The organism is Sedimentitalea arenosa, assembly GCF_016428585.1.
Classification (GTDB): domain Bacteria; phylum Pseudomonadota; class Alphaproteobacteria; order Rhodobacterales; family Rhodobacteraceae; genus Sedimentitalea; species Sedimentitalea arenosa.
Genome location: NZ_JAELVR010000002.1, coordinates 108,181 through 122,002, shown reverse-complemented (window position 1 = coordinate 122,002; position 13,822 = coordinate 108,181). Strand labels below are relative to the sequence as shown.

General features: G+C 63.2%; 14 protein-coding genes and 1 tRNA gene. 10 read left to right on the top strand and 5 right to left on the bottom strand.

Translation table 11 applies throughout. The features are described 5' to 3' along the window. Positions 1-49 precede the first annotated feature (49 nt). Positions 50-1,480 (bottom strand): Glu/Leu/Phe/Val family dehydrogenase, encoded by a 1,431-nt coding sequence (locus JF290_RS03400; protein WP_199023345.1) that lies wholly within the window; start codon positions 1,478-1,480, stop codon positions 50-52. 424 nt (positions 1,481-1,904) lie between these two features. On the opposite strand from JF290_RS03400, the gene JF290_RS03395 reads away from it, so the two are divergent. Genes JF290_RS03395 through JF290_RS03385 form a run of 3 tightly spaced genes read left to right on the top strand, consistent with a single transcriptional unit; the run spans position 1,905 to position 4,368 of the window. After that, positions 1,905-3,272: a TadE/TadG family type IV pilus assembly protein gene (locus tag JF290_RS03395; protein ID WP_199023344.1), complete on the top strand. Its 1,368-nt coding sequence runs from the start codon at positions 1,905-1,907 to the stop codon at positions 3,270-3,272. Continuing rightward, positions 3,272-3,805 carry a TadE/TadG family type IV pilus assembly protein gene (locus JF290_RS03390; protein ID WP_199023343.1) on the top strand — a complete coding sequence of 178 codons (534 nt, stop codon included), beginning with the start codon at positions 3,272-3,274 and terminating at the stop codon, positions 3,803-3,805. The genes JF290_RS03395 and JF290_RS03390 overlap by 1 nt, the downstream gene beginning before the upstream one ends. Positions 3,806-3,807: 2 nt before the next feature. Next, positions 3,808-4,368: a TadE/TadG family type IV pilus assembly protein gene (locus JF290_RS03385; protein WP_233155121.1), complete on the top strand. Its 561-nt coding sequence runs from the start codon at positions 3,808-3,810 to the stop codon at positions 4,366-4,368. 5 nt (positions 4,369-4,373) lie between these two features. Here JF290_RS03385 and JF290_RS03380 read toward each other — a convergent pair whose 3' ends face one another. Then, the gene (locus tag JF290_RS03380) at positions 4,374-4,838 is read right to left on the bottom strand and encodes a hypothetical protein (RefSeq protein WP_199023341.1); all 465 of its coding nucleotides are present in this window, start codon (positions 4,836-4,838) and stop codon (positions 4,374-4,376) included. A 55-nt stretch (positions 4,839-4,893) separates the two neighbouring features. Then, positions 4,894-5,850, bottom strand: a complete 957-nt coding sequence (locus tag JF290_RS03375) for an NAD(P)-dependent oxidoreductase (RefSeq protein ID WP_199023340.1) — start codon at positions 5,848-5,850, stop codon at positions 4,894-4,896. A gap of 330 nt (positions 5,851-6,180) precedes the next feature. On the opposite strand from JF290_RS03375, the gene JF290_RS03370 reads away from it, so the two are divergent. Both JF290_RS03370 and JF290_RS03365 read left to right on the top strand, forming a co-directional pair. Further along, positions 6,181-6,753, top strand: coding sequence for a Hint domain-containing protein (locus JF290_RS03370; RefSeq protein ID WP_199023339.1), 573 nt, complete (start codon positions 6,181-6,183; stop codon positions 6,751-6,753). Positions 6,754-6,876: 123 nt separating this feature from the next. Then, positions 6,877-7,788 (top strand): pirin family protein, encoded by a 912-nt coding sequence (locus JF290_RS03365; RefSeq protein ID WP_199023338.1) that lies wholly within the window; start codon positions 6,877-6,879, stop codon positions 7,786-7,788. Positions 7,789-7,808: 20 nt separating this feature from the next. On the opposite strand, the gene JF290_RS03360 is transcribed toward JF290_RS03365, so the two are convergent. Further along, complete coding sequence (locus JF290_RS03360; RefSeq protein WP_199023337.1) at positions 7,809-8,399, bottom strand: TetR/AcrR family transcriptional regulator; 591 nt, start codon at positions 8,397-8,399, stop codon at positions 7,809-7,811. A gap of 103 nt (positions 8,400-8,502) precedes the next feature. On the opposite strand from JF290_RS03360, the gene JF290_RS03355 reads away from it, so the two are divergent. From JF290_RS03355 to JF290_RS03335, 5 genes are all read left to right on the top strand, one after another. Next, positions 8,503-8,814, top strand: a complete 312-nt coding sequence (locus JF290_RS03355; RefSeq protein ID WP_199023336.1) for a hypothetical protein — start codon at positions 8,503-8,505, stop codon at positions 8,812-8,814. A 79-nt stretch (positions 8,815-8,893) separates the two neighbouring features. After that, positions 8,894-10,180 (top strand): homoserine dehydrogenase, encoded by a 1,287-nt coding sequence (locus tag JF290_RS03350; protein WP_199023335.1) that lies wholly within the window; start codon positions 8,894-8,896, stop codon positions 10,178-10,180. Between the two features lie 36 nt (positions 10,181-10,216). Next, positions 10,217-11,179 (top strand): class II fructose-bisphosphatase, encoded by a 963-nt coding sequence (gene glpX, locus JF290_RS03345; protein ID WP_199023334.1) that lies wholly within the window; start codon positions 10,217-10,219, stop codon positions 11,177-11,179. An 85-nt stretch (positions 11,180-11,264) separates the two neighbouring features. Then, positions 11,265-13,007 (top strand): single-stranded-DNA-specific exonuclease RecJ, encoded by a 1,743-nt coding sequence (gene recJ / locus JF290_RS03340; protein WP_199023593.1) that lies wholly within the window; start codon positions 11,265-11,267, stop codon positions 13,005-13,007. A gap of 97 nt (positions 13,008-13,104) precedes the next feature. Further along, positions 13,105-13,179 (top strand) — tRNA-Glu (locus JF290_RS03335). Positions 13,180-13,418: 239 nt separating this feature from the next. Here the strand turns inward: JF290_RS03335 and hmuQ are convergent. Then, a complete protein-coding gene (gene hmuQ, locus JF290_RS03330) occupies positions 13,419-13,733 on the bottom strand; it encodes a heme-degrading protein HmuQ (protein WP_199023333.1) in 315 nt (104 codons plus the stop codon). Positions 13,734-13,822: the final 89 nt, after the last annotated feature.

Sequence of the window (13,822 nt, the reverse complement as noted above, 5' to 3'; positions counted from 1 at the left end):
AAGCTAGATCGGCCATGCGCAGGAACCAGTCCGCAATTGGCGTTTTTCTTCAGAGTCCCTTGGCGCGGTAGCTGGCTGCGACCTTGTCGATGGACACGAGGTACGCCGCGGTGCGCAGGTCATGCACGTCCTCGCGTTCATGCCAGACCGTGCGCATCGACTGGTAGGCGATCCGCATCGTGTCATCCAGCCCCGAGCGGACCAGTTCCAGTTCATCCGCACCGCGAAGGTATTTCTTCTTGAAGTCGGGAGACATGCTCCACGCATCGCCGAGATAGCGATCGAGACGTTCCAACTCGTCCACGACAAGCTGGTGCCGCGCCTCTTCCTGTCGGCGTTGCATCCGGCCAAACCGGATATGGCTGAGGTTCTTGACCCATTCGAAATACGATACGGTGACGCCGCCGGCGTTCGCGTACATGTCCGGAATGATCACCGTGCCCTTGGCGCGCAGGATATCGTCGGCCCCGGCGGTGATCGGGCCGTTTGCGGCCTCGATGATCAGCGGAGCCTTGATTCGGTCGGCGTTGGACAGGTTGATGACACCTTCCAGCGCCGCCGGGATCAGGATGTCGCACTCTTCCTCGAGCACCGCCGCACCTTCGGCCGAGTGGGCCGCGTCCGGAAACCCGGTCACGCCGCCGTGCTTGCGAATCCAATTGTGAACGGCTTCGACATCCAGACCAGCCGGATTGAACAGCGCGCCGTCCCGCTCGATGATGCCGGTGATCACGCACCCATCTTCCTCGGCCAGGAATTTGGCCGCGTGATAGCCGACGTTTCCAAGCCCCTGGACGATGACCTGTTTGCCATCCAGTGATCCGCTCATCCCCGCTTTCTCGATATCGCGCTCGTCGCGGAAGAACTCGCGCAAGGCATATTGCACGCCCCGCCCGGTCGCCTCGACCCGCCCCGCGATGCCGCCGGCGTTCAGCGGCTTGCCAGTCACGCACGCGCGTGCGTTGATGTCGGTCGTGTTCATCCGTGCGTACTGATCCGCGATCCACGCCATTTCCCGCTCGCCGGTGCCCATGTCCGGCGCCGGCACGTTCTGAGAGGGATGGATCAGGTCGCGCTTGGCCAGTTCATAGGCGAAGCGGCGGGTGATCTGTTCGAGTTCGTGTTCGTCATACTGTCGGGGATCGATGCGCAAGCCCCCCTTGGAGCCGCCGAACGGCGCTTCGACAAGAGCGCATTTGTAGGTCATCAGCGCCGCCAGTGCCTCGACCTCGTCCTGATGGACGCTGGGCGCGTAGCGGATGCCGCCCTTGACCGGCTCCATGTGTTCGGAATGCACGGAGCGGTAGCCGGTGAAGGTCTGTATCTGGCCGCGCAGCCGCACGCCGAAGCGCACCGTGTAGGTCGCGTTGCAGACACGGATCTTTTCTTCGAGCCCCGGCGCCAGGTCCATCAGCGCCACGGCGCGATTGAACATCAGATCGACGCTCTCGCGGAAACTCGGTTCGTTTCTCTGGTTCATCTCTGGCTCCTCCCTGCCATCTCGGCGACTCGTGACAGCCGTCGTTGAGTCTCCGACTCTATGCCGAACAGATTGATTTGTGTGACCTTTCTTCCGTTCGGATAACATCGCGCCACACTCCGGAGCGAATCCGGGCCGCGTGTCGCAGCGCGCAACACGGCGTCCCAATGATTGTCGCCACCTGCGAAACAACTCAATTCGATTAAACGTATCGTGGCAATAACTGCGGCATTTCACAGCGAATTTGCCGGTTATCGCCTCATTTCCGACATGATCTCGGGGCATTCAGGATGAGACTTACTCCATCCTGCGATCTGTCCGTCCCTTGCGGAAAACGAGGTGAACCATGTTCTTGCGTAACGCCTGCAGCCCCTTCCGATCTCGCCACCTTGGCCCGCGCAGGGCCAGCAGGGCAGCGACATTCTTGGGGAGTTTTGCGCGCAACGAGGACGGGGCGATGCTCATCATGGGGGTCTATATCTTCCTGATGATCCTGATGGTCGGGGGCATCGGAATCGACCTCATGCATTTCGAACGCGAACGCTCCAAGCTGCAGAACACGCTCGACCGGGCCGTTCTGGCCGCCGCGGATCTCGACCAGCCGCTTCCGCCGAAGGAGGTGGTCCGCGACTATTTCGACAAGGCGGGCCTTGCCGAGCACATCAAGTCGATCAACGTGGTGCCGGGGATCAACTTCCGAAACGTGTCGGCCACCGCGGAAACCACCATGCCGACGCAGTTCATGCACATGCTGAATCTGGACGAACTGACGGTTCCGGCCGCAGGTGCCGCCGAAGAACGGGTTCCGAATGTAGAGATTTCGCTGGTGCTCGATATCTCGGGATCGATGCGCAACAACAGCCGTATGGACAAATTGCGTCCAGCGGCCGTGAATTTCGTCAATGCCGTCCTTGCAGGCGACGCGGCAGCCAAGACATCGGTCAACCTGATCCCCTATGCAGGACAGACCAATCCCGGACCCTGGATGTTCAATCGCCTGAACGGCGTGCGCTATCCGGACATCGAACTTGACCCGGACAAGGGCGGCACGTCTGACGGCAGGTATCCCAACGTTTCTTCCTGCCTCGAGATCGGCAGTTCCGACTTCACGCATTCGGGCCTGCCCAACGGATCATCCTATGACCAGACGCCGCATTTCATGAACTGGGAGATCGCTTCAAGCGTGATGGACTGGGGCTGGTGTCCGCAGGATCAATCCTCGATCGTCTACGCGTCGAACAACCCCGGCAACCTCAACACCATGATCAACACGATGCGGATGCACGACGGCACAGGCACGCACTACGCCATGAAATATGCGTTGGCTCTGCTGGATCCGACGAGCAGACCGGCCTTCGCCGCGATGGCGACGGCGGGGCTGGTCCCGGACGAATTCAAGACCCGCCCGGCAAACTGGCTGGCGTCGGACACCGTGAAGTACATCGTCCTGATGACCGACGGGCAGATCACGGAGCAGGTGCGTCCAAAGGACGGCATGCACGAGGACAACCCTACAAAGGAGCTGAAGGAGGGCAACGACTCCGGCTCCAGGAACATCACCAGCGCATCGGACAATGTCAGCAGTTTCTATTCGCAATGCAACCTGGCCAAGCACCCCAGCCGCAACGTGATCGTCTACACGATCGCCTTCGACGTGACCGGCGCGCCGCGCACCCAGATGAAGAACTGCGCCTCGAGCCCCTCGCATTTCTTCATCGCGAGTCCCAATGAAATCGCGGCCGTGTTCTCGGCCATCGCCCGCCAAATCAACGAACTGAAACTGGTGAACTGATGAGACAGCTCCAACGCCGCATCGCTCGGTTCCTGCACTGCGAGGATGGTCAGTCGACCATCGAGTTCGCGCTGACCTTTCCCGCCATGCTGGTCATTTTCCTGTCCGGGATCGAACTGGCGATGGCGACGCTGAACCATTCCATGCTGGAGCGCGCGGTCGATCTGACAGTGCGCGACATCAGGCTGGGCACCGGAACCGCGCCCCAGCATGACCAACTCAAGACCCTGATCTGCGAGCGTGCGGGCTTCATCAACGATTGTTCGTCCAACCTGCGGCTCGAGATGGTCCAGGTCGACCCGCGAAACTGGGCTGGAATCAATCCCGAGGCAGATTGCACGGATCAATCCCAGGAAGTCTCGCCGGTCCGCACCTTCGTCAATGGCGCCGAGAACGAGCTGATGATCCTGCGCGCGTGCGCCAAGATCAACCCGGTTTTTCCCACCACCGGCCTGGGCAAGAGCATCGCCAAGGACGGCGCAGGCCAATACGCGCTGATCTCGACCTCGGCCTTCGTTCAGGAGCCGAAATGACCATGCCCATTCGTTCGCTTTTCATTCATCTGCGCAGGTTCGGCCGCGCCACCGATGGCAACGTCAACGTCGAATTCGTGCTTGCCATGCCCTTCGTGTTCTGGGCTTTCATGGCCAGTTTCGTCTATTTCGACGGTTACCGCCAAAGCTCGGTCAATCTCAAGGCGGCCTACACGATCAGCGATCTTCTTTCGCGCGAGACCGGTTCGATCGACGACACTTACATAGACAGCATGCACAACATGCTCGACCTGCTGGTGCGCGAGGGCTCGGAAACGACGCTCCGGATTACCGTGGTGCGCTGGAGCGACGCCGACAGCCGCTATTACGTGGACTGGTCGGCGAACCGGGGCTTCCCGACCGACCTGACGGATGCGAACGTATCTGACCTGGCGACGCGCCTGCCCAATATGCCCGACATGGAGAGGGTGATCCTCGTTGAAACCAACAACACCTTCGAACCGCTCCTGAACATCGGCATGGACCCGATCCAGCTCGAGAATTTCGTGTTCACGCGTCCGCGGTTCGCACCCCAGCTCAAATGGGTTGGCGCCGACGCCTGATCGGCTCAGTCAAGGCGCTTGGCCAAAATGTCCGCCATCACGCGCGCCTGAGCGCCCGGCGTGACGCCACCGATCCCGATGCGGGTTCCGAACCGCCACCAAAGCCCAGGCTGCCAGCCGCGCGCGCTCCGGCTCCGGGTCTTGACCAGAAAGCCGTTCGAGGGTTTGAACGCGAAGGCGCCACGGTCGACTCCGGCGATCTCGTCCATGCGGGCGATCCAGGTGCCACTGCTGTCGCGCAATCCCTCTGGCGTCAGCTCCACCCGCAGCGCGGTGGCGCGGCGTACCTTGTCGGCACTCCATGCAGCAAGGCCGCCAAGCACCGCAAGCACGATCTGCCACATCGGCTCGGTCACCGTGGTCGCGGCCGATACCAGCAGCAGCACCCCGACCGCCGCGAGGGTCGAAACCGCGATGAACCGGCGGAACGGGCTAGCTTCGAGCACGGCCAATGTGGTGTCGTCACTCATCCGAACGTCTCCTTCACGACGTCCGGATTAGCCGGTTATCACGACGGCGAACAGGTCATTCTGCCGCCTGCCGGTGCACCACCACCTCTTCACCCGGTGCCTCGGGTTCATCATCGACCATCTGGGCCGGAAATCCTGGCGCGCGTATGTCCAGCCCCGTCGCCTCCTCAAGCCGCTTGATGATGTTGGGAGACAGTTCGCGCGGGCCAAAACGTTCGATCCCGTCGGCGAATATCTCGATCAATCGCGGGCTGATATCGAGCGGAACCCCTGCCCTGTCCGCGACTTGCTGAAACAGGCCGATATCCTTTGCGACCAGATCCATCGTGAACGAGATGTCCCTGCTTCCGTTCAGGATCACCTGGCTTTCGGTTTCATGCACGAAGCTCGTGCCCGAGCTGATCCGTATCGCCTCGTACGCGGTATTGAGGTCCATTCCGGCGGCTTTGGAGACGACCAGCGCTTCCGCGCAACTGACCAGGTTCGCCGTGGCAAGGTAATTCGTCACCACCTTGAGAACACTGGCACTCCCCAGCGGGCCCGTATGCAGCACACGCCGCCCCATGACGGTCAGGAGCGGCAGGACGGTTTCGAAGGCCGCCCGGTCACAGCCGGCGAAGATACTGATATTGCCGCTGTCCGCCCGGTGACAACCTCCGGAAACGGGACAATCCACAGCCATCCCACCCCGCGCGGCCACCTCGGCACCCAGACGCTTCACTTCGGCCTCGTCGGTCGTCGACATCTCGAGCCAGATCTTGCCCGGTCCCACCTGGGGCAACATCTCGTCCAGCACCCGTGCGCTGGCCGCCGGGCTGGGCAGGCACGTGATGACCGCATCGCACTCCTCCATAAGCGCTGCGGCGGACCCGCCGGCTTTGGCACTGCGCGCGACAAACGCGTCGACCAGATCGCTGTTCAGATCGTGCACGGCCAGATCGAACCCGTTGCGAAGCAAACTCCCCGCGAGCTTGCCGCCGACATTGCCCAGACCGATAAATCCGACTTTCATGTGATGTCCCCGCATTTGCCTTTCAGGCAAGTTCGAACACATACCGCGCGGGATCGCTCTTGTTTGCGACCATGTGTTCGCGTCAGCGACCTCCCTGCGTCCGAACGGCGCGACCGAGTCGCGGTGTGTTTTGCTCCGCAACCGTCAACAATCCCCGGTTCTTGGCGCCTTCGTTTCTGCCGAAACGGTTGAACAGCCCCGCGTTAATCAAGATCCAACTGGATTTTTTACAGTTTTGGATCAAATTGCTACGGTCCGCGCATGAGTATCTGGCCCCACAAGACCCCACCCCCAATGCGACCGGTGCAACACGTGCCGTCGTCCGAAACCATGCGCAGATCGCAAGACCCGGAAATCGATCGCGGGTATGACGCCGACTCCGACCTGATCGCCTCTGTACTCGAACAGGCCGGCCTGGGGGACGCGCAGCCGCGGTCCGACGCAGAAACGCCATCCCGCTCGATCATCACATGGACGCTACCGGGCTTTGACCGTCGTTGCCGGATTTCGACGAATTTCGGCGACCTTCCGATCGAGGCGCTGCGCCGGCATGACAAGGTCAAGACCCTGTCGGGCGCCTATCGCTCCGTCGAGCGGATCGACGAGATCCGGTTGGACGCCGATTTCCTCGCCCGCCATCCCGAGGCGCACCCTGTCCAGATCAGACTGCGCACCTTTACCGCCGGACAACCGGTGCGCAACACGCTGGTGTCGCCAGCGCAACCTGTCTGCCCAAGCGGTCATGTGGGCAGCCATGCCGCGACGGTCGCGCTCGACATGGTCGGCCTGCCGGGCATCTGTCGATTGCCCCAGGCCGAAATGACCTATTTCCGCTTCCATTGCGGCAGCCCAGAGACTGTCTGCGTCGACGGTGCCTGGTTTCACGTCGCACCGTGGACGTGACCGCGACACGATGCTTCCTGTGCGGGACCGCACATCTCAGGTTTGCCGGTGCCGATTGCCGCCGCCGTCAGCCTGCTTATCTTCTGGGAGAATGTAGAACCCTGCTCTTCCCTAGGAGAAATCATGTCGCTTCGTCCGACTCTCGAAACCCGCAAAGCCGTTCCGACGCTGGAAGGCGCCGGAGTCAAACTGCACCGTGCCTTCGGGTTTCAGGACCCGTCCGAACTGGACCCGTTCCTGCTGTTCGATGACTTCCGCAACGAACATCCACAAGACTATATCAAGGGGTTTCCCTGGCACCCCCATCGCGGCATCGAAACCATCACATACGTGCTGTCGGGCACGGTCGATCACGGCGACTCGCTGGGCAACGTCGGCACGCTGGGGGCCGGTGACGTGCAGTGGATGACCGCCGGGTCGGGCATCCTGCACCAGGAAATGCCCCACGGAAACGCCAAGGGGCAGATGCACGGCTTCCAGCTCTGGGGCAACCTGCCCTCGGCGCAGAAGATGACCGCACCGCGCTACCAGGACGTGACGGCGGCCGACATCCCCGAGGTGATCGACGACGACGGCACCCGCGTGAAGATCATCGTCGGGCATTTCTGGGGAAAGACCGGCCCGGTCGACGGGATCGCGGCGGACCCGCAATATCTGGACGTGTTCGTTCCGGCGGGCGTCCGCAGGACCTTCAGGATCGACACCTATCGCCGGGCCTTCGCCTATGTGTTCGAAGGCGCGGCCGCTTTTTCCGATGCCTCCGCCCCTACGGGCGTGTTGCTCGAGAAAGAGGTCGCCGGTCAGGAGGTGAACATTCGCGACCTGAGCGGCGATCGCACCCTGATCCGCTTCGGCACAGGTGACGAGGTAACAGTTCAGGCGGGCCCTGACGGCGTGCGCTTCCTTCTGATCTCGGGCGCGCCGATCCAGGAACCGGTCGCCTGGCACGGTCCGATCGTGATGAACACGCAGGAAGAACTGATGCAGGCCATGCGCGATCTGCGCAACGGCACCTTTATCCAGCCGGCGCATTGAATGCTGCGGTCGTTCCGGCGTCAGGCCGTGGCGACCGCCTTGCGCACCATGTCCCAGTAGATCGTTTCGACCTGCTGAACCGACAACCGGCCGGCGGGTCTGTACCACGTGCTGACCCCGGTCAGCATCGCGATCAGCGCCAGCGTCGCGATCTTCGTATCCGGCACGTCGAACACGCCGACCGCCACGCCCCGCTTCAGGATCTCCTCGAGCTGATCTTCATAGGCGCGGCGCAGGGTTTCGATCAGGCCGAAATTTTCCGGGCTGAGATTTCGCAATTCCATGTAGGAAATGAAAACCGCATCCGGCCTCTCGAGGTGATGCGCGATGTGAAACCGCGTGAAGTCCTCGAGCTCCGCCAACGGATCATCCGGAACTTCACGCGCGGCACGTGCCGCCAGCAATTCTTCCATATGCTCGCGCATCAGCCCGAACAGCAGGCTCTGCTTGTCGGGCGTGTAATTGTAGAGCGCCCCGGCTTGCACCCCGACACCAGACGCGATCTGGCGCATCGAAACGGCGGCGAATCCGCGCCGCGCGAACAGGTCCAGCGCCACCTCGCGGATGCGGGGGCCAGTGATGTCAGAGTGGGATCCGGTGGTGCGCGCCATATGCCGCAGGTTATCTGAACGTACGTTCAGAAAAAACCCCCTGCTTGCGCCCTCCGCCGGAAAGAGTCATCCCTTGACAGGTTGCAGTTCAAGCGAGGCATTGATGAAACCGGCCAGGACCTGGGTCACGGCACTGATTTGCGGCCCCGTCTGTGCTGTCGCTCTGGCGGCCTGCACGCCCGTCCCGGACCTTGACTCGACCATCGCTCCGGAGTTGCTCGACGCCGATTACCCTCCCCTTCTGCCGATTGACAGGCTGATAGCTTCCGGTCCCGCTCCAGAACTCGAAGCACGTGCCGCGGAGGACGAATTGCAAGGGCGACTCGACTCGTTGCGGCGCCGCGCGGAGGCGTTGGACGGTCCGATCGTCGACGCGGAAACGCAGGCCCGTATGAAAGGCGGGGTCGGCGGTTGACGCCCGGCACGTCACGCGTTGCACCCTTTGGGCGAACCCGATAAGGCACTGCCAAGATTCAAGACCGAGGGACAGCCACATGACAGCAACGTTGCGCCTGGGGATCGCCGGCCTGGGAACCGTCGGGGTCGGCGTCGTCAAGATCGTACGCAAGCAGGCCGCCCTGTTGGCCCAACGCACCGGTCGCGACATCACCATCAGCGCCGTGTCCGCGCGCAACGCCACAAAGGATCGCGGCATAAACCTGTCCGGATACGACTGGGAAGCCGACCCGGTCGCCCTGGCGCAGCGTGACGATGTCGACGTTTTCGTTGAACTGATGGGGGGAACCGACGGCCCCGCAAAGGACGCGACAGAGGCGGCGCTGGCCGCCGGCAAAGACGTCGTGACCGCCAACAAGGCCATGCTCGCCATCCACGGTCGCGACCTGGCCGAACAGGCTGAATCGGCCGGACGCGTGATCCGCTTCGAAGCGGCGGTCGCGGGTGGTATCCCGGTCATCAAGACAGTGACCGAAGGACTGGCCGCCAACGAGATCACCCGCGTGATGGGCGTCATGAACGGCACCTGCAACTACATCCTGACCCGTATGGAAAGCGCCGGATTGCCCTATGAAAAGGTCTTCGAGGAGGCCGACGACCTCGGTTACCTGGAAGCGGACCCGACTCTGGACGTGGGCGGGATTGATGCAGGTCACAAGCTGGCGCTGCTGTCGGCCATCGGCTTTGGAACGGTGCCGGATTTCGACGGGATCGAAATCGAAGGTATCGAGCGCATCACGATCGAGGACATCCGCCAGGCGGCCGACATGGGCTATCGGATCAAGCTTCTTGGCGTCGCTCAACTGACCGGCCGTGGCCTGGAACAACGCATGCAACCTTGCCTCGTACCGGCGTCCTCGCCGCTCGGGCAACTGGAGGGTGGCACCAACATGGTCGTGATCGAAGGCGACTCGGTTCAGCAGATCGTCCTGCGCGGACCGGGCGCGGGCGAAGGTCCGACCGCCAGCGCCGTCATGGCCGATGTGTGTGACCTCGCGCGCGGGATCCGGATTCCGACCTTCGGGCAGCCCGTTTCGACCCTGCGCACGGCGCCTTCTGCCAGTTCGGTGCTGCCGGCTCCTTATTACCTGCGCATGGCGCTCGTCGACAAACCCGGCGCGTTGGCCAAGATCGCTTCGATCCTGGGCGCATCGGGCATTTCGATCGACCGGATGCGGCAATATGGGCACTCGGAACCCGCCGCTCCGGTGCTGATCGTCACGCACCGGACGACTCGCGCACCGCTGGACGAGGCCATCGCCGCGATGCAAAGCACCGATGTCCTGGCGGCGACCCCGGTCGCCCTGCGGATCGAAAACCTGTAGACCGGAAACCGGCACCCATTGAACTGGAGCGATTTGATGAGCGATAGGATTGAGTTTCACGACCGCATGTTGTCTCTCGGACTGGCCCGTGTCGCCGAACAGGCGGCCCTCGCTTCGGCGTCGCTGGTCGGGCGTGGCGACGAGAAGGCCGCCGACCAGGCCGCGGTCAACGCGATGCGCGAACAACTGAACATGCTGGATATTTCGGGCGTCGTCGTGATCGGCGAAGGCGAGCGCGACGAAGCCCCCATGCTCTATATCGGCGAAGAGGTCGGGACCGGAAAAGGCCCCGGTGTCGACATCGCGCTCGACCCGTTGGAAGGCACGACGCTGACCGCCAAGGACATGCCCAACGCGCTGACCGTCATCGCCATGGGCCCGCGCGGATCGATGCTGCACGCGCCCGACGTCTATATGGAAAAACTGGCTATCGGTCCGGGCTATTCCGAGGGTCTTGTCACGCTCGACATGCCGCCCGCGACACGGGTATCGGCGTTGGCCACCGAAAAGGGTTGTGCCCCGTCCGACATCACGGTCTGCATCCTGGAGCGTCCACGCCACGAGGCGATGATCGCCGAGGTCCGCAGCACCGGCGCGGCGATCCGCCTGATCACCGATGGCGACGTGGCCGGCGTCATGCATTGCGCCGAAGCCGAGAAGACCGGGATCGACATGTACATGGGCTCCGGCGGCGCGCCCGAGGGCGTGCTGGCTGCCGCGGCACTGAAATGCATGGGGGGTCAAATCTTCGGCCGCCTCCTGTTCCGCAACGATGACGAGAAAGCACGCGCCGACAAGGCCGGGATCACCGATCTCGACAAGATCTATGCGCGCGACGACATGGTTCAGCAGGACGTTATCTTTGCCGCCACCGGCGTCACCGGCGGCACGCTTCTGAATGGAATCAAGCGCGAACCCGGCTGGCTGACGACGCAGACCCTTCTGATGCGCTCCAAGACCGGCTCGGTGCGCCGCATGGAATACCGCACCCCGGTCTGACACATCGCCAGAACGGGCTGTGCATCCGGGCGTGGCAAACGAACTGGTGCAGAACAGGCCGGCAATCGGCTCAGAGGGGCGTGTCATGGCATTTCTCGGGGTGGAGCGATCGCTGACCGGTCGAAAGTGGATCGGACCGTCGATCGAGACCGAACGGGCTGGCGACGCGATCGCGCAGTCGACCGACCTGCCCCGCGCGGTCTGCCAGGTGCTCGCGCGCCGCGGCGTGCCTTTGCCCGAGGCGCACGCCTTCCTGACTCCGCAACTCCGCGATTTGTTGCCCGACCCGCGCAAGTTGAAGGATATGGAAACCGCCGCCGCGCGCTTCCTCGCCGCCGTAAAGCGCCGCGAGCGGATCGCCGTTTTCGCCGATTATGATGTGGACGGCGGCAGCTCTGCTGCATTGCTGCTGGTCTGGCTGCGCGAGATGGGGATCGACGCGACGCTCTATGTTCCCGACAGGATCGACGAGGGATATGGTCCGAACGTGCCCGCGATGCGGCAACTGGCGGAACAACACAGCCTGATCATCTGCGTCGATTGCGGAACCCTGTCGCATGAGCCGATCGCGGCGGCGAAAGATGCTGATGTGATCGTGCTGGACCATCACCTCGGCGGAGAAACCCTGCCGGAGGCCCTGGCCGTGGTGAACCCGAACCGGCAGGACGAGGATAGCGAGTTGGGCTATCTCTGCGCAGCGGGCGTGGTGTTCCTGATGCTGGTCGAAACCCGGCGCCAGATGCGCGCAGCGGGTGGTGGCACCGGCCCCGACCTGATGGCGCTGCTCGATCTGGTCGCACTCGCGACGGTGGCGGACGTCGCGCCGCTCATCGGGGTAAACCGGGCGCTGGTGCGCCAGGGCCTGACCGTGATGGCCCGGCGCGACCGACCGGGGTTGGTGGCGCTCGCGGATGTCGCGCGCATGGAGTCGGCACCGAGCACCTATCACCTCGGCTTCCTGCTGGGTCCACGTGTCAACGCGGGCGGGCGGATCGGGGCGGCGGATCTCGGCGCGCGGTTGCTGTCGACCGCCTCGGCAAGCGAAGCACAGGCGCTTGCACAACGTCTCGACCAGCTCAACACCGAGCGCCGCGAGATCGAGGCCGCCGTCCGTGCAGCGGCCATGGAACAGGCCGAGACCCGCGGCACGGATGGACCGTTGGTCTGGGCCGCCGGAGAAGGGTGGCATCCCGGCGTCGTCGGGATCGTTGCAGCGCGGCTGAAGGAGTCGACGAACCGGCCCGCCATCGTGATCGGACTGGAAGGAAACGAGGGCAAGGGCTCGGGACGCTCGATCTCGGGCGTCGACCTGGGGGCCGCGATCCAACGTCTGGCGGGCGAAGGACTGCTGCTGAAGGGCGGCGGGCACAAGATGGCCGCCGGTCTGACAGTGGCCCGCGAGAATCTGGAACCGGCGATGGAACGCCTGTCCGAGCTACTGGAACGCCAGGGGGCGGCACAGGCGGGGCCGGCCGATCTGAAACTTGACGGGACCCTCATGCCACAGGGCGCCACGGTGGACCTTGTCGAAACCATCGAACAGGCGGGCCCTTTCGGCGCCGGGGCACCGGCACCCCGCTTTGCCTTCCCGGATCTGCAGATTGGCCATGCTCGGCGCGTCGGCGACAGCCACCTGAAACTGTCGTTGGGCGACGGCATGGGCGGCAAGCTCGACGCGATCTGTTTCGGAGCCTTCGACAGCCCCTTGGGCCCGCGCCTGTCCGAACACGGCGGCGCCCGGTTCCACGTCGCAGGACGGCTCGAGATCAACTTCTGGGGCGGACGGCAAAGCGTGCAGCTCCGTCTCGAGGACGCCTCTCCGGCCTGAACCCCGCTGACAGACAACCGGACGAATTCTTTGCCGAAGCCGCGCTTTTTCTCTTGCACCGGTTTCGCCGATTGCCTAATGAACGCCACACCAAAGTGGCCCGTTCGTCTATCGGTTAGGACGCCAGGTTTTCAACCTGGAAAGAGGGGTTCGATTCCCCTACGGGCTGCCACTTTCCCAGATCAATGTCGACCAAGTCAGGTCCCGTCCAGGCCGATGGCTTGGTATGGACCCGAACGATCCGGCGCCAAGAGCAACGATCTGGAAAACCTGAGACGAGCACAGCCAAGCCTGCTGTTTGATCGCTGTCGTTGCGCTTGAAGGCATCCTTCATGTCGCTAGGAAAGTTCGAAAGCCTGCTCCTACACAGAGTCACGCCTCAATCGATCTTCGGAGCGCAGCTTCTCGCGCTCAGGCGATGTGCTGGATTGCCGAGAAACCCTCGAACTGGGGAACACCTTCATGCAGGCTGCGCGTTCCGCCTGCATTGGCATGAGCCGCGCGGAACTGTTCCGAACGGGTCCAGGCGGTGAATGCTTCCTGGCTCTCCCACATCGTGTGGGAGGCATAGAGGATCGTCCCATCCTCGCGCTCGGGCCCTTTCAGCATGTGGAACTCGACGAACCCCTCCATCTCTTTCAGGTGGCTATCACGGCCCAGCCACAGAGCTTCGAAGGCCTCCGCGTTCTCGGGACGGACAGCAAAGCGGTTCATTGCGAGGTACATTGAGGTCTCCTTAGCAGTTGAGCGCGGGCCACGGGGCGTGCCATGTCAGAGTGCATATAGTCTTCGGCGTCGCCCGAGCGAGGCACGCA